Origin of the sequence: Jiangella mangrovi (assembly GCF_014204975.1) — a bacterium.
GTDB classification, from domain to species: Bacteria; Actinomycetota; Actinomycetes; order Jiangellales; family Jiangellaceae; genus Jiangella; species Jiangella mangrovi.
On sequence record NZ_JACHMM010000001.1, the window covers coordinates 4,380,910 to 4,396,002 of the forward strand.

Here is a 15,093-nt window from a genome sequence, read left to right on the forward strand (position 1 = left end):
GTTCGACGAGGAGGTCGGTCCCATGAGCACGCGCCTCAATCCCTACATCGGGTTCCGCGACAACGCCCGGCAGGCGCTGGAGTTCTACCAGACGGTCTTCGGCGGCGACCTCCAGCTCAGCACGTTCGCCGACTTCGGCGCCAGCGAGGACCCGGCCGAGGCCGGCAAGATCATGCACGGCCAGCTGAACACCTCGAACGACCTCGTCCTCATGGCCGCCGACACCCCGGACTCCATGGAGCTGACGGCGGGCAGCAGCATCTCCATCTCGCTGAGCGGCCCCGACGAGGACGAGCTGCGCGGGTACTGGGACAAGCTGGCGGGCAGCGGCCAGGCCACCATGCCGCTCGAGAAGGCGCCGTGGGGCGACACCTTCGGCATGTGCGTCGACGGGTTCGGCGTCACCTGGATGGTCAACATCCTGGGCTCCCAGCAGCAGTAGTCGCCCGACGGCGTCCGCGTCAGCGGGCGACGCGGTAGCGCAGGTGCGTCACGCCGGGGGCGTCGACGACGCGGACCAGCTCGAGGTCGCGTGGCGCCCCCAGCTCGCCGAAGAGCGACCGGCCGCCGCCCAGCAGCACCGGCACCTGGTGGATCTGCAGCTCGTCCAGGACCCCCGCGGCCAGGGCGAGCTGCGCCGTCGTCGCGCCGTGGACCATGACGTCGCGCCCGTCGGCCGCGTCCTTGGCGCGGGCCATGGCCACCTCGATGCCGTCGGTCACGTAGGCGACGTTCGGGCCGCGGACGGCGTCGGGGCCCGGCGCGCTGCGGGTGAAGACGACGATGGGGACGCCGTCGTGGTGGTCGCCGCCCCAGCCGCCGGCCGCCTCGAAGGTGCGCCGCCCCGTCAGCACCGCACCGGTGGCGAGGATCTCGTCGAAGACCGGCAGACTGGCCGGCGCGACACGGAAGTCGGGCAGCCCGCCACCCCCGCGCGCCGGCGCGTCGTCGCCGCCGGAGAACAGCCACTCGTGCAGCCGCTCGCCGCCGGTGCCGAGGCCGTTCTCCGGGCCGTCGTCGGGGCCGGTGATGAAGCCGTCGAGAGACATGGACATGTAGAGCACGGAACGGGACATCAGCCGGTCCTTCCCCCATCGTTGGTCGGGTCTCTGTCCGTACCGACCGCCTGCGTGCCCGGAACTCATCGTCGCACGGCGGCCCACGCGACTGCGCATGCCTCGCGACAAGGCGGGGTAAGCGCTTTACATGGACCCTCGCGTCTCTGTCGCCGACCGGCTCCGTTCCACCCACCTGCCGCCGCCGGGGGTCCAGCCGCTCCCCGAGCCGCCGTCGTCGACGTCGCGCATCGTGGGGCCGGGCATCATCGCAGCGGGCGTCGGGCTCGCGTCGGGCGAGTTCATCCTGTACCCGTACATCGCCAGCCAGGTCGGCCTGGTCTTCGTGTGGGCGGCGCTGGTCGGGTTGGTCACGCAGTACTTCCTCAACATGGAGATCGAGCGGTACACGCTCGCGACCGGCGAGACGGCGCTGACGGGGTTCAGCCGCTTCTGGCGGCACTGGGGCCTGGTGTTCGCGATCCTCACGTACTCCGCGAACCTGTGGCCGGGCTGGGCGACCAGCTCGGCGACGCTGGTGACGTACCTCTGGGGCGGCAACGCGACGTGGATCGCCGTCGGCATGCTGGTCTCGATCGGCCTGATCCTCTCACTGGCGCCCGTCGTCTACACCGCGCTCGAGCGGATCCAGATGGTCAAGGTCGCGGCCGTCCTGCTGCTCATCGTGGTCGGAGGCGTGTTCGCCGTCACGGCCGAGGCCTGGCGCGACACCGCCGACATCGTCGCGTCGCCAGAGCTGCCGTACGAGGAGCTCGGGTTCGCGGTGCTGCTGGGCGCGCTGGCGTTCGCCGGGGCGGGCGGCGGGCAGAACCTGTGCCAGAGCAACTGGATCCGCGACAAGGGCTTCGGCATGGGCGCCTACGTCCCGCGCATCGAGAGCCCCGTGACCGGCGAGCCCGAGGCCGCGCCCGGCGCCGGTTACGTCTTCGAGCCGACGCCGGACAACCTCGACCGCTGGCGGCGGTGGTGGCGCTTCGCCAACATCGAGCAGCTGACGACGTTCGTGCTCATCACGTTCGTGTCGATCACGTTCATGTCGCTGCTGTCGTACTCGACGGTGTTCGGCCTGCCCGGTCTGCCCGACGACATCGGCTTCCTGCAGGTGCAGGGTGAGCAGCTCAAGGACGCCGTCGGCGACTGGTTCGGCGCGTTCTTCTGGTTCATCGGCGCACTGTCGCTGTACGCGGCGGCGCTGGGGATCGTCGACTACACCAGCCGCCTCGCCGCCGACGTGCTGAAGACGTCGTACGTGAAGCAGGCCAAGGAGAGCCACCTGTACTTCGGGCTGGTGTGGGGCCTGGTCGCCATCGGGATCGTCGTCCTGGCCGTCGGGTTCGACCAGCCGCTGGTGCTGGTGGTCATCGCCGCGTGCGTCGGCGGTTTCATGATGTTCCTCTACAGCGGCCTGCTGATCCTGCTGAACAAGCGGTCCCTGGCGCCGGCCATCCAGCCCTCGAAGGGCCGCGTCGCCGCGCTGGTGTGGGCGTTCCTGCTGTTCGGCGTGCTGTCGGCGCTGACGATCTGGCAGCAGGGAGGCGAGCTGTTCGGCTGACCCGGCGTCATACTGAGCTGACGAGCCGCTGGAGGTCACATGGGCGAGGACGTCGGCCGGCAGGAGTTCACCCGGGCGGACCGGACGAAGTACCGCACCAAGGTCCGCCGGTGCCTCGACGCGTTCGAGCGCATGCTGCGCGAGGCGCAGTTCGAGTTCGACCGCCCCATGACGGGTCTGGAGATCGAGCTCAACCTCGTCGACGGCGCCAACGACCCCGCGCTGCGCAACGCCGAGGCGCTCGCCGCCATCGCCGATCCCGCGTTCCAGACCGAGCTCGGCCAGTGGAACCTCGAGATCAACCTCGCCCCGCGTGAGCTCGACGGCGCCGGTGTGGCGGCGTTCGAGCAGGACGTGCGCGCCAGCCTGAACGCCGCGGAACAGAAGGCGTCCGCCGTCGGCGCCCATCTCGCCATGATCGGGATCCTGCCGACGCTGCGGCTGGAGCACATGACCGGGCACGCGCTATCGGTGAACCCCCGCTACGAGCTGCTCAACGACCAGATCCTGGCCGCGCGCGGCGAGGACCTGCACCTGTCCATCACCGGCACCGAGCGGCTGCGCGTCTCGTGCGACACCATCGTCCCCGAGGCCGCCTGCACGAGCACCCAGTTCCACCTGCAGGTCAGCCCCGAGCAGTTCCCCGCCATGTGGAACGCCGCCCAGGCCATCGCCGGCGTGCAGATCGCCGTCGGCGCCAACTCGCCGTTCCTGCTCGGCAAGCAGCTCTGGGCCGAGACCCGCATCGCGCTGTTCGAGCAGGCCACCGACACCCGCAGCGAGGAGCTCAAGGCGCAGGGCGTGCGGCCGCGGGTCTGGTTCGGCGAGCGGTGGATCACCTCGATCTTCGACCTGTTCGAGGAGAACGTGCGCTACTTCCCCGCGCTGCTGCCGATCGTGTCCGACGAGGACCCCGTCGAGGTCCTCGACCGCGGCGACACCCCCGAGCTGGCCGAGCTGCGGCTGCACAACGGCACCATCTACCGCTGGAACCGGCCGGTCTACGACGTCGTCCGCGGCCGGGCCCACCTGCGGGTCGAGAACCGCGTCCTCCCGGCCGGGCCGACCGTCGCCGACACCCTGGCCAACGGCGCGTTCTACTACGGGCTGGTGCGCACGCTGGCCGAGGAGGACCGGCCGGTGTGGACGCAGATGTCGTTCAGCGCCGCCGAGGAGAACTTCCACGCCTGCGCCCGCGACGGCATCGACGCCCAGGTGTACTGGCCGGGGCTGGGCCACGTGCCGGTGGCCGAGCTGGTCCTGCGCCGGCTGCTGCCGCTCGCCTACGAGGGCCTGCGCCGCTGGAACGTCGACACCGCCGAGCAGGAGCGGCTGCTCGGCATCATCGAGCAGCGCTGCACGCAGCGGCGGACGGGGTCGACCTGGCAGGTCGAGGCGTTCCGCAAACGGTTCGAGGCGACGTCGGCCGAGCGCCACGACGCGCTGCGCGGCATGCTCGGCTCCTACGTCGAGCACATGCACACCAACGACCCCGTCCACACCTGGGCCGTCGACTGACGGCGGCCGTTCCCTGCTCGTTCATCGACGATTCAACGACCACGTCAAAACTAAGCGGGTTAGTACTGCCTTTCTTAGTAGAGACGAGGGTCATCCATGGGCGAGCGGGTCGAGGAGCCGGACCAGGGTCTGTCGCGGCGCCAGCTGATGAGGTACGCCGGTGTCGGCGCGACGCTCGCGGCGGCGACGACGGTGGCCGGCGGGAGCGCCGCGTGGGCACACGAGGACGACGACCGCGGCAACGGGCAGCCGTCCGGCCCGTCCGGCGGGTCCAAGGGCCGCGCCTGGCGGGCCGGCGACCACCACATCCACTCCGAGTACAGCGGTGAGTTCGACACGTCGGTGAACCCGCCGGTCTTCCACAAGGGCGCCGACGCGGTCTACCCGATCGTCACCAACGCGATCATGGCCAAGAACTTCGGGCTGACCTGGGCGATGTGCACGGACCACGGCGGTCCGACGCACTCGAAGGTCAACCTCGAGCAGGCCTACCCCGACCTGCTGCTGTCGCGCCGGCTGGTGCCGGACGTGCTGCAGTTCTGGGGCATGGAGTTCGACGCACCGGCCATGGACCACCACACGCTGATGATCCCCCGGCACGACGACGAGGCGAAGATGCTCTACGAGCTCGAGCGCCGCTTCGCCAAGAACGACCCGTTCCCGACGGTGCCGCCGGACGCCAACAGCGAGGCGAAGATGATCGAGTTCCTCAAGGTGGCGAAGGGCCTGAACCCGAAGCCGCTGGTCATCGCGCACCACGCGGCCCGCTCGGCGACCGGCCTGGGCGTCTGGGGCCAGGACACCCCGCACGAGTTCCGCAACGGCAACAACGCCGCGCCGGACATCTACGTCGGCTTCGAGGGCGCGCCGGGCCACCAGGCCGGTCCACTCAACGGCGGCGCCCGCGGCGGCTACGGCAACTACCCCACGCACGGCGGCTACGACCAGATGACCGCGCGCGTCGGCGGCCTGTGGGACTCGCTGCTCGGCGAGGGCCGCAAGTGGTGGATCACCGCCACCTCCGACTCGCACGTCCACCACACCCGGGGCGGCTCGGACTTCTGGCCCGGCGAGTACAGCAAGACCTACGTGCACGCCAAGCAGGACTACACCGACATCATGGAGGGCATCCGCAGCGGCCGGATGTTCGTCACGACGGGCGACCTCATCAGGTCGCTGGACCTGTCGGCCACCAGCCGGCGCAAGACGGTCACCGTCGGCGAGACCCTCACCCTCGACCGCCGCAGCCGCAACGACGTCGAGATCGAGATCCGCTTCCGCCCGCTCGACGGCAAGAACCACCACGGCGACCGGCCCGAGGTCAACCGCGTCGACCTCATCATCGGCCAGGTCACCGGCCCGGTCAGCGACCTCGACGCCGCCACCAACCCCACCACCCAGGTGGTCGGCCGCTTCGGCCCGGGCGACTGGCAGCGCCAAGGCGACGAGTACGTCATCCGCCACACCGTCCGCGACGCCGACGCCAGCTTCTACGCCCGTGTCCGCGGCACCAGCACCGACGAGCTCGAGCCCGAGGCCGACGGCCTCGAGAACCCGTGGGACGACCTCTGGTTCTACTCGAACCCGGTCTTCGTCCGCATCCGCTGAGGGTTCGCATGCGCCCGGCGGGTCTTTGAGGTTCTGCGGGGGTGTGAGGTTGGCTCCCCGTCCCCCTGGTGCCCAGTCTCTTAGCCGCGCACGTGCGCCTCAAGCGGACCGACGGCGCTTCGCGCGAAGGGACCGCTTGACCCGCACACACCCGGCCAAGAACCTGGCACCTATCAGGGGGACGGGGAGACCCTGGACACGCCTCGCCCGTTCAGCGCCGGTCGGTTGCGGCTGTGGACAGCGATGATCATCAAGGATCGCGTACATCACGAGGATTACCCGAGCCTCAACACGATTACAGGCCTCGTGATGCACAGGTAATCGTGGTGGGCGGCCCAAGAATCGCCGGTAAATCCCACCACGTGGACACCGACGGTCGTCGAGGGAGAGCTACTACCGCTGGAGCGGTAGTAAACCTCCCACGACACCCGTGGGGAGGGAGTTTCCCCCGCTATAGCGAGGAAAACTCCCTCCCCACGCCGGGCCGCACCAGGTCCGACCCCGCACCCGTCGCCAGACTCCCCCCGTCCCCCTGATAGCTGCCCGTTCTTAGACCGCGGGGACCCGGGTCAAGCGGTCTCCCCCGCGCGAAGCGCCGTCGGTCCGCTTGAGGCGGGTCCCCGCGGCTAAGACAATGGGCAGCAGGGGGACGGGGGAACCCCACCCAACCCCACGACCCCCACCGACGCTCAGGCCAGCGCCACGACCAGGACCTCGAAGGGCACCGAGGCCAGCGCGGCCAGGCCGGCCAGCCCGAGCACCATGGGCCAGCGACCGGGTACGCGCGGCTCGGCGGCGCGGTCGAGCAGCCGCTGCACCCGCACCGCGACGTCGGTGCCGGTCACCCCTAACCCGGTCGACGGCGCTGCCGTTCCCGCGAGCTTGACCAGGGCTGTCGCCGTCGTGAACGGCGAGGTGCGACGGGCGGCGGCGTCGTCGGCGTGCATCTCGGCGAGCATCCGCAGCGACCGGTGGCCGATCCGGGCGGCCGGGACCCACGGCGCCGCCGTCGCGAACGTTCCGGTCACCGTCAGCAGGCGGTCGTGCCGGGCGCGCAGGTGGGCTCGTTCGTGCTCGAGGACGGCGGCGAGCTCGGGCCGGCTCAGCGCATCGCGGGCCGCTGTCGTCAGCACCACCGCGCCGTGCCGGCCGGGGACGGCGTAGGCGGCGGGCACACCGGCCTCGACCACGACGACGCCGGTGTGCGCCGTCGGCCGGGCCACCAGGAACAGGTCGCGCAGGTGCGTCCGCCGCGCCACCGTCGCCCGGTGCACCGTCGTCGACACAGCAGCCAGCCCGGCCAACACCAGCAGCACCTCGCTGACGGCGATCGCGCCGTCGAGCACGGGGCCGCCCATGTGCTCCGGGCCGGGACCCTTCGACAGCAGGTGCAGCGCCATGGTGAGCCCGGCGGCCAGCAGCGCGCCCACCGTCGCCGGGAAGAGCAGCATCCAGGCCGCGATGCCGGCCCGCGGGAACCGGTACGGCCAGCGGGCGGCGGCGAGCGGACGGGGCAGCAGCCACGCCCCGGCAAGTCCGAGGGCCGCCACCGCGAGCGCCGTCACCGCCGCGAGTTCCCGCCGCGTCCCTGGTGCTGCTCGAGCGCCTCGACCAGCCGCCGGACGTCGGCCTCGTCGAGCCGGTCGGCGAAGCGGATGAGCACGGCCGCCCGGTCGGGGCTGTCCGACAGCGCCGTCTCGACGAGGTCGGCGGCGAACTCCTCGCGCGACGTGCGCGGGCGGTACACGTGCGCCCGGCCCGCGAGGTCGCGCGCCAGCACGTCCTTGCGGAAGAGGTTGTCCATGACGGTGAGCACCGTAGTGTAGGCGACGGCACGCGACGAGGCCAGCGCCTCGGCGACCTGCCGGACGGTCAGCGGCGCCGCCGACGTCCACATGACGTCCATGACGGCCGCCTCGAGCGACCCGAGCCGGCTCCTGGCCACCAGCACACCTCCCGATTCCCAGCAGTGAGCATAAGCGCCCGGGTTTAACCAGATGAGGTCTGTCGGTGCCGCGTGTTAGAACTTCCGACGATGACACTGGCGCGCACCGAGTTCACCGTCGCCGGCCAGCCGGAGTACGACCGGCGCGGGCCGGTGCGATGGGTCGTGTCCCACCAGCTGCGCAATCCGTGGCAGCTGGCCGGCTTCCTCGCCGGCTCGGTGGTCATGGTCGTGCTCAACTCCATGATCCCGGGGCTGGTCGGCGACGCCTTCGACACCGTCCTCGACGAGACCGCCGACCAGCGCGCCGAGCTCACCACCATCGTCGTGGTCCTGCTGGTCGTCGTCGTCGCGCGGACGGTGATCGACTTCGTCGCCCGACTGTGCACCGAGGTGCTGGCCAAACGCATCGAGCGCGACGCCCGCGAAGAGCTGTACGTCAGCCTCCTCGGCAAGAGCCAGACGTTCCACAACCGCCAGCGCGTCGGCGACCTCATGGCCCGCGGCGCCAACGACGTCCGCCAGCTCGGCACCATGTTCAGCCCGGGCATCGACCTGCTGGTCGACTCCCTGACGCAGGGCATCGTGCCCATCGTCTTCATCGCGTTCCTCGACCCGCGGCTGCTGGTCGCGCCGCTGATCTTCGCCGTCGCGTTCGTCTGGTCCATCCGCCGGTTCATGCGCCGGCTGTCGCCGGTGTCGGCGAGCCTGCGCGAGAACTACGGCACGCTCAACGCCGGGCTGAACGAGACCATCCGCGGCATCGAAGTGGTCAAGGCCACCGGCCAGGAGGAGCAAGAGCTCGCCAAGTTCGGCCGCAACGCCCGCCGCTACCGCGACGCCTACGTCGAGCAGGGCTTCATCCAGGCCCGCTACCTGCCCACGCTGCTGCTGGCCGTCGCGACGGCGGGCGGGCTGCTGCACGGGCTCTGGCTGCTCGACGCGGGCGAGCTGAGCGTCGGCGGGCTCATCACCTACATCGGGCTGCTCGGCCTGCTCGGCTTCCCGGCGTTCATCTCGATCTTCTCGTTCTCGCTGGTCCAGAACGGCATCGCCAGCGCCAACCGGCTGCTGGCGCTCATGCGCGAGGAGACCGAGCTCGACCACAACGAGGCCGGCCACACCGCTCCCATGCGCGGCACCGTCGAGTTCCAGGACGTCACGTTCGGCTACGGCGACCAGCCCGTCCTCGAGCACCTGTCGTTCCGCATCGAGCCCGGCCAGACGGTCGCCGTCGTCGGCGAGACCGGAGCCGGCAAGACCACGCTCACCAAGCTGGTCAACCGCATCTACGACGTCGGCTCCGGGCGCATCCTGGTCGACGGCGTCGACGTGCGCGAGTGGAACCTCGACTCCCTGCGCTCGCAGATCTCCACCATCGAGCAGGACATCGTGCTGTTCAGCCGCTCGGTGCACGAGAACATCGCGTTCAGCCTCGGCCAGCAGGCCTCCCGCGACGACGTCGTCCGCGCCGCGAAGGACGCCCAGGCGCACGAGTTCGTCACGGCGCTCGACGACGGCTACGACACCGTCATCGGCGAGCGCGGCGTCACCCTGTCCGGCGGGCAGCGGCAGCGGCTGGCCATCGCCCGGGCGCTGCTCACCGACCCCGCCATCCTCGTGCTCGACGACTCCACCAGCGCCATCGACAGCGCGACCGAGGACGAGATCCAGCGGGCCATCCAGCGCGTCCTCGAGGGCCGCACCACGCTGCTCATCACGCACCGGCTGTCGCAGATCCGCTGGGCCGACAAGGTCCTGCTGCTGCAGCGCGGCCGGCTGGTCGACGAGGGCACGCACGACGAGCTGCTCGCCCGCTGCGCGCTCTATCGGCGCATCTTCGCCCACTACGACGAGGTGAGCGGCTGATGGCGTTCCTCATGGCCGGCCTCGACGCCGAGGCCTACGACCGCACCTACGACGACCGCGAGCTGCTGCGGCGCATCCTGCGCTACTTCCGGCCCAAGGCGCGCGTCATGGGGTTCATCGCGGTCGCCATCGTCGCCCAGTCGCTCATGCAGGCGGTGTTCCCGCTCGTGGTCAGCGAGGGCCTCGACCGCATCGTCGACGACCGCACGACGGGGCTGGTCGTCGCGCTGGTGTCGGCGGTGCTGGTCACCGGCGTGCTCGGCTGGGTGTTCAACTTCGTCCAGCGCTGGTACACCGCGACGGTGGTCGGCGACGTCGTGCTCGGGCTGCGCGAGGACGCCTTCGACGCCGTCCTCGACCGCGACATGTCCTTCTACGACGAGCACTCCTCCGGCAAGGTGGTCAGCCGGGTCACGTCCGACACCGAGGACTTCGCCACCGTCGTCACGCTGACGCTCAACCTCGTCAGCCAGGTGCTGCTGGTCGGGCTCATCACCGCGCTGCTGTTCACCCGCAACCTCGGGCTGGCGCTGCTGGTCATGGCCGTGGTGCCGATCATCGTGGCCATGGCGCTGGCGTTCCGGCGCATCGCGCGCGAGACCACCCGGCAGCAGCAGCGCTCGCTCGCGAAGGTCAACGCGACGCTGCAAGAGACCATGGGCGGCATCTCCGTGGCGAAGAACTTCCGCCAGGAGCAGACCATCTACGACGAGTTCCGCCCCATCAACGGGCAGAACTACCGGGTCACGCTCAAGCAGGGCTTCGTGTTCGGGACGATCTTCCCTGCGCTGTTCGCGGTCGCCGGGCTGGCCACCGTCATGCTCGTGCAGGTCGGTGGCGGGCGGGTGCTCGACGGCGACATCTCGGCCGGCGACTGGTACCTGTTCCTGCAGAGCGTCGGGCTGTTCTGGATGCCGCTGACGTCCATCGCCTCGTTCTGGTCGCAGTTCCAGCAGGGCCTGTCGGCATCCGAGCGGGTGTTCGCGCTCATCGACGCCGAGCCGCTGGTCGTGCAGCGCGACCCGCGGCCGGTCGGGCGGCTGGCCGGGCGCATCGAGTTCCGCTCGGTCACGTTCGGCTACACGCCGCAGCATCCGGTGCTCGACGGGTTCGACCTCACCATCGAGGCCGGCGAGACCGTCGCGCTGGTCGGGCACACCGGCGCCGGCAAGTCGACCATCGGGCGGCTGCTGGTGCGCTTCTACGAGTTCCAGGGCGGCCAGATCCTCATCGACGGCACCGACATCCGCACCGTCGAGCTCACCGGCTACCGCCACCAGCTCGGCGTGGTGCCGCAGTCGCCGTTCCTGTTCTCCGGGACGGTCGCCGACAACATCCGCTACCCGCGGCCGGACGCCTCGGACGACGACGTGCGCGCGGTCGCCGAGTCGGTGGCCGGCGGCGACTGGCTCGACGCCCTGCCCGACGGCCTGGCGACCGAGGTCGGCGAGCACGGCTCCGCGCTGTCCATGGGCCAGCGGCAGCTGGTGGCGCTGGCCCGGCTGCTGCTGCAGGACCCGTCCATCGTCATCCTCGACGAGGCCACCGCCAGCGTCGACCCGCTCACCGAGGCGCAGATCTCCGAGGGCCTCGACGTCGCGCTGGCCGGGCGCACGTCCATCGTCATCGCGCACCGGCTGTCGACCATCGAGCACGCCGACCGCATCATCGTCATGCGCGACGGCGGCATCGTCGAAGAGGGCACGCACGACTCATTGCTGCGGGCCGGCGGCGCCTACTGCGACGTGTACAACACCTACTTCCGGCACCAGTCCCCCGACTATCGCCCCGGCACCGGCTTCGTCGGCGTCGAGGTCAGCTGACGCTTCCTCCCGTCGCACCGCCCGCCGCGACGTTGATGCGCGGCCGGGTGCGGATGGCGCCCTGATGCCTGGAAACCGGCGGACGCTCGGGAAACCGGCGCTTGGAAGCGGAATCCGGGCCGCAAGCGCCGGATTCCCGAGCGTGAGCCGGATTGCGAGGCGTCGCCACCACCGTCAGTGGCCGACGCAACCGCCACCGGCCAGCGCATCCCAAGACACGGCGGGCCTGGGGCCTGATCCTTCGACCATGGGGCTCGACGTCGGGGACGAAGCCTCGGCCGTCAGCTGACCACGAGCGCGGGGTGCCGCGGGTCGTCGGCGCGGACGACCAGGTCGGCGACGGTCTCCGGGTCGACCTCGGCGGCGTAGCGCTCGTAAGCCGGCAGCGTCCAGGCGTCCTCCGGCGGGGTGCGCCGGCGCAGCGTGTCCGGGCGCAGTGCGAGGTGCACCGTCAGGTCGAGGTCCAGCCACGCGCCCAGCGTCAGAGACCCGTCCAGCACCACGACCAGCCCGGGCGGCGCGTCGGCGTAGGGCGCGCGGGTCGAGCGGTCGGTCACCGGGTCCCGCAGCGTCGGCAGGTAGCGGCCGGTCCCGCCCGGCCCGACGGCCGTCAGCACCTCGCGGTTCAGCGCCTCGGCGTCGATCCAGGCGTCCAGCAGCGAGTCCGGGTCCTGCGGGCCCTGCTCCAGCCGGAGTGACCGCGGCCGCAGGAAATCGGCGACGCGGATCCGGGCGACCGGCCGGCCCGCCGTCCGCAGCGGCTCGACCAGCGCGTCGGCCAGCCGGTCCGGCCGGGTCGCGGGGTGGCCGTCGATCATGAGCCGGACGGCGCCACCGCGGCCGCCGTCGCCGCTCCCGTCGCCGCCCGAACCGCGCGTCAGGGCGAGATCGACGATGCGGTCCACCAGCACGTTCTCGGTCACCGGTTGCACCCGCATCCGGCCATGCTGTCACTGTCGTCTTCGTGCCCTACTGTGACCTCACACTTCGCGCAGCAGGAGGGTCTCATGCGGGTCGGCGGGTCCACCATCGTCCTCACGGGTGCGACGTCCGGCATCGGCCGGGCGACGGCGCAGTCCATCGCGGCCGCCGGGCCGGGGCGGCTGGTCGTGCACGGGCCGCAGGACGAGGCCGAGGTCGCCGAGCTGATCGGCGGGCTGTCGGCGCACGCCGACGTCGTCTACCTACGGGCCGACTACGGCGACCTCGCCGACGTCGCGCGGCTGGCCGCCGACGTCCGCGCCGCCTGTCCCGGCGGCATCGACGTGCTGGTCAACAACGCGGCCCGGCCCGGTGCGCCGTCACGGACGCTCACCGGCGACGGCCACGAGGCGACCTTCCAGGTCAACTACCTGGCCCCGGTGCTGCTGACGACGCTGCTGCTCGACACCGTCGGCGCCGGCAGGCCGGGACGCCTCGTCAACGTCGCGTCGGCCACCCACTACTCGGCGAGCCTGCGCCTCGACGACCTCACCTGGTCCGGCAACGGCTACTCCCCCGCGGCGGCGTACGCGCGGTCGAAGCTGGCCGTGGTCACGTGGTCCTGCCGGCTCGCCACCCGCCGCCCGCGCGAGACCCTCGACGTGGTCAGCATCCACCCGGGCGTCATCGCGACCGGCCTGCTGCACGCCATGTTCTCCGCCGGCGGCGACTCCCCCGAGTACGCCGCCGCCAACCTGCTCGACGTCGTCCGGCGCGACCACGACAACGGCACCTACTACGACGAGCGCCGTCCGGCCACGCCGAGCCCCGTCGCCCTCGACGCCGTCGCCCAGGAGCTGCTCGACGAGCTCACCCGGCGGGCGCTGGCACCCGTTCTGCCCGCCGCGACCGCCTGAGCCGGCGCGCCGCACCGCGCCGGGACGTGCCGAACCGGGGCGGGTCGAACCGGGGCGGGTCGAGCACGAACAGCACCTTGCCGGCGTGGTCGCCGTACCGGAACAGCAGGTACGCCACGCAGGCGGCGACGTAGCCGGCGCCGAGCGCGCACCACACCAGGCCCTCGGCCAGGAACACGCCGGCCCAGGCCAGCTGGTACGCGACGCAGAACAGCTCGGCCGCCACGTACGGCCAGTGCACCTTGACGCCGTAGCGTCGCGCCGCCCCCGCTCCCGCGCGGGCCGGGCCGGCGGCGTCGCCGGCCTTCGGCGTCCGCTCGAACTCGCTGTGCAGCGGCCCGAACAGTCCCTCGGTGAACGCGCTGAACTGGTGCGGCAGCATGCCGGTGTTGACGACGAGGTACGGCAGGATCCGCGCGAACCGGCGCCGGAACGACGACGGCGTCAGCCGTTCCGCATACGTGTGGCGGGTCTCCGCCGACGCCAGGCTGGTGACGAGCGTCATCCAGAGCAGGCTGGGCAGCACGTACAGCGCGACGCCGGCGGCGGTGCCCAGCGCGCCGAACCAGAGCCCGGAGTGGATCAGCGCCGGCAGCACCATGATCCACAGTCCCCACAACGGCCACTGCCACGTCGTGCACATGTGGTAGACGAGGTGGATCCGGCGCGCGAGCGAGCAGCGGTGCCGGAACAGCAGCGTCGCCAGGTGCATCCGCTGCACCTGCACCCAGCCCTGGGTCCACCGCTTCTGCTGCGCCTTGTACGCGGTGTAGGTGGCGGGCAGCTCGGCCGGCGCCACGATCTCCTTGACGAACGTCGTGCGGTAGCCGGCGAACAGGTGCCGGAAGCTCAGCTCGCAGTCCTCGACCAGGCTGGCCGCCCGCCACCCGCCCGCCGCCTCGACCGCCGCGGCCCGCCAGACGCCCGCGGTGCCGGTGAAGTTGACGAACCGCCAGCGCGCCGAGCGCCAGGCCATCTGCAGCGTGTGGTGGTCGTCGACCCAGAGCGACTGCGCCCGCGTCAGCGCCGACTCGTCGTGGTTGAGGTGCCCCCACTGCGCCTGGACCAGCGCCAGCCCGTGGTCCGGGACGCCGCCGGGGCCGTAGAAGTGCGGGATCGCCCGCAACAGGTAGTCGCGCCGCGGCAGGAAGTCGGCGTCGAAGATCGCGATGAACTCGGCGTCGGTGCGCTTGCGGCCCTCTTCCAGCGCGCCGGCCTTGTAGCCGTGCCGGTGCTCGCGGCGCAGCACCGTCACGTTGACGCCGCTCTCCTCGCGCAGCCGCGCGCAGACGGCGTCGACCAGCGCCCGCGTGTCGCCGTCGGTGGAGTCGTCGAGCACCTGCACCGTGAGCCGGTCCTTCGGCCAGCGCAGCGAGCAGGCCGCCTCGATGATCCGCGCGGCGACGGCGTGCTCGTTGAACATCGGCAGCTGCACGCACACCGACGGGTACCGGAACGGCAGCCGGCCGGGCTGCTCGGGCGCCCGGCCGCGCCAGAAGTAGCCGAGCCGCTCGATCACGCCGCCGCTCAGAAACGCAACGATGACCAGCAGCGGCAGGTGCAGGGTCACCGTCAGCGCCCACCACGCCGCCGAGCCGGGCGCCGGCCCCTGCACCCCCGTCCCGGCGACGACGGCGAACAGCACCACCGCCGCGACGGCGACCCCGACGTTCGGCAGCCACCACGGGAACCGGGCGGCCCGGACGGGCCGGGCGCGCCGGTGCGCACGCTCATGCCGCGGCGGAGGAGGCGGCGGTGGCGGAGGCGACGCCGGTGGTGGCGGCGGGGTTGCCGGGGCTCGGGTGAGCGTTCCGGGCAGCGGGCCGGCGTCCATCTCGCGGCGGTCCTCTCGTCGGGGGCGCTG

Annotated in this window: 12 protein-coding genes; 7 read left to right on the top strand and 5 right to left on the bottom strand. The window is 71.7% G+C overall.

Features of this window, described 5'->3' with window-relative positions; genetic code table 11:
• The first annotated feature begins 22 nt into the window (after positions 1 to 22).
• Entirely contained in the window at positions 23 to 442 is a 420-nt protein-coding gene (locus HD601_RS20390; RefSeq protein WP_184824940.1) for a VOC family protein, read from the top strand.
• A 19-nt stretch (positions 443 to 461) separates the two neighbouring features.
• Here HD601_RS20390 and HD601_RS20395 read toward each other — a convergent pair whose 3' ends face one another.
• Positions 462 to 1,076, bottom strand: coding sequence for a dihydrofolate reductase family protein (locus HD601_RS20395; RefSeq protein WP_184824942.1), 615 nt, complete (start codon positions 1,074 to 1,076; stop codon positions 462 to 464).
• Positions 1,077 to 1,206: 130 nt separating this feature from the next.
• On the opposite strand from HD601_RS20395, the gene HD601_RS20400 reads away from it, so the two are divergent.
• The 3 genes from HD601_RS20400 to HD601_RS20410 all read left to right on the top strand — a co-directional run bounded on the left by HD601_RS20400 (position 1,207) and on the right by HD601_RS20410 (position 5,754).
• Positions 1,207 to 2,628, top strand: coding sequence for an Nramp family divalent metal transporter (locus HD601_RS20400; protein ID WP_184824944.1), 1,422 nt, complete (start codon positions 1,207 to 1,209; stop codon positions 2,626 to 2,628).
• A gap of 39 nt (positions 2,629 to 2,667) precedes the next feature.
• Positions 2,668 to 4,146, top strand: coding sequence for a glutamate-cysteine ligase family protein (locus tag HD601_RS20405; RefSeq protein ID WP_184824945.1), 1,479 nt, complete (start codon positions 2,668 to 2,670; stop codon positions 4,144 to 4,146).
• Between the two features lie 96 nt (positions 4,147 to 4,242).
• Positions 4,243 to 5,754 carry a CehA/McbA family metallohydrolase domain-containing protein gene (locus HD601_RS20410; protein WP_184824946.1) on the top strand — a complete coding sequence of 504 codons (1,512 nt, stop codon included), beginning with the start codon at positions 4,243 to 4,245 and terminating at the stop codon, positions 5,752 to 5,754.
• A gap of 689 nt (positions 5,755 to 6,443) precedes the next feature.
• On the opposite strand, the gene HD601_RS20415 is transcribed toward HD601_RS20410, so the two are convergent.
• Together HD601_RS20415 and HD601_RS20420 are read right to left on the bottom strand one after the other, a co-directional pair.
• Positions 6,444 to 7,319, bottom strand: a complete 876-nt coding sequence (locus tag HD601_RS20415; RefSeq protein ID WP_184824947.1) for a M48 family metalloprotease — start codon at positions 7,317 to 7,319, stop codon at positions 6,444 to 6,446.
• Positions 7,316 to 7,699 (bottom strand): BlaI/MecI/CopY family transcriptional regulator, encoded by a 384-nt coding sequence (locus HD601_RS20420; protein ID WP_221441154.1) that lies wholly within the window; start codon positions 7,697 to 7,699, stop codon positions 7,316 to 7,318. The genes HD601_RS20415 and HD601_RS20420 overlap by 4 nt, the downstream gene beginning before the upstream one ends.
• Positions 7,700 to 7,789: 90 nt before the next feature.
• Between HD601_RS20420 and HD601_RS20425 the strand changes: the two genes are divergently transcribed.
• The gene (locus HD601_RS20425; protein ID WP_184824948.1) at positions 7,790 to 9,568 is read left to right on the top strand and encodes an ABC transporter ATP-binding protein; all 1,779 of its coding nucleotides are present in this window, start codon (positions 7,790 to 7,792) and stop codon (positions 9,566 to 9,568) included.
• Entirely contained in the window at positions 9,568 to 11,391 is a 1,824-nt protein-coding gene (locus HD601_RS20430) for an ABC transporter ATP-binding protein (protein WP_184824949.1), read from the top strand. Before HD601_RS20425 ends, HD601_RS20430 begins: the two co-directional genes overlap by 1 nt.
• A 281-nt stretch (positions 11,392 to 11,672) precedes the next feature.
• Here the strand turns inward: HD601_RS20430 and HD601_RS20435 are convergent, their stop codons facing one another.
• On the bottom strand, positions 11,673 to 12,329 hold the full coding sequence (locus tag HD601_RS20435; RefSeq protein WP_184824950.1) for a nucleoside/nucleotide kinase family protein: 657 nt from the start codon (positions 12,327 to 12,329) through the stop codon (positions 11,673 to 11,675).
• A gap of 69 nt (positions 12,330 to 12,398) precedes the next feature.
• On the opposite strand from HD601_RS20435, the gene HD601_RS20440 reads away from it, so the two are divergent.
• On the top strand, positions 12,399 to 13,229 hold the full coding sequence (locus HD601_RS20440) for an SDR family NAD(P)-dependent oxidoreductase (protein WP_184824951.1): 831 nt from the start codon (positions 12,399 to 12,401) through the stop codon (positions 13,227 to 13,229).
• On the opposite strand, the gene HD601_RS20445 is transcribed toward HD601_RS20440, so the two are convergent.
• Positions 13,183 to 15,063 (bottom strand): glycosyltransferase, encoded by a 1,881-nt coding sequence (locus HD601_RS20445; RefSeq protein ID WP_184824952.1) that lies wholly within the window; start codon positions 15,061 to 15,063, stop codon positions 13,183 to 13,185. The two genes, HD601_RS20440 and HD601_RS20445, sit on opposite strands and share 47 nt — an antisense overlap.
• Positions 15,064 to 15,093 lie beyond the last annotated feature (30 nt).

Coding starts and splice junctions, on each gene's coding strand:
- HD601_RS20390 (WP_184824940.1), top strand. CDS start 23: ATGAGCACGCGCCTCAATCCCTACATCGGGTTCCGCGACAACGCCCGG.
- HD601_RS20395 (WP_184824942.1), bottom strand. CDS start 1,076: ATGTCCCGTTCCGTGCTCTACATGTCCATGTCTCTCGACGGCTTCATC.
- HD601_RS20400 (WP_184824944.1), top strand. CDS start 1,207: ATGGACCCTCGCGTCTCTGTCGCCGACCGGCTCCGTTCCACCCACCTG.
- HD601_RS20405 (WP_184824945.1), top strand. CDS start 2,668: ATGGGCGAGGACGTCGGCCGGCAGGAGTTCACCCGGGCGGACCGGACG.
- HD601_RS20410 (WP_184824946.1), top strand. CDS start 4,243: ATGGGCGAGCGGGTCGAGGAGCCGGACCAGGGTCTGTCGCGGCGCCAG.
- HD601_RS20425 (WP_184824948.1), top strand. CDS start 7,790: ATGACACTGGCGCGCACCGAGTTCACCGTCGCCGGCCAGCCGGAGTAC.
- HD601_RS20430 (WP_184824949.1), top strand. CDS start 9,568: ATGGCGTTCCTCATGGCCGGCCTCGACGCCGAGGCCTACGACCGCACC.
- HD601_RS20435 (WP_184824950.1), bottom strand. CDS start 12,329: ATGCGGGTGCAACCGGTGACCGAGAACGTGCTGGTGGACCGCATCGTC.
- HD601_RS20440 (WP_184824951.1), top strand. CDS start 12,399: ATGCGGGTCGGCGGGTCCACCATCGTCCTCACGGGTGCGACGTCCGGC.
- HD601_RS20445 (WP_184824952.1), bottom strand. CDS start 15,063: ATGGACGCCGGCCCGCTGCCCGGAACGCTCACCCGAGCCCCGGCAACC.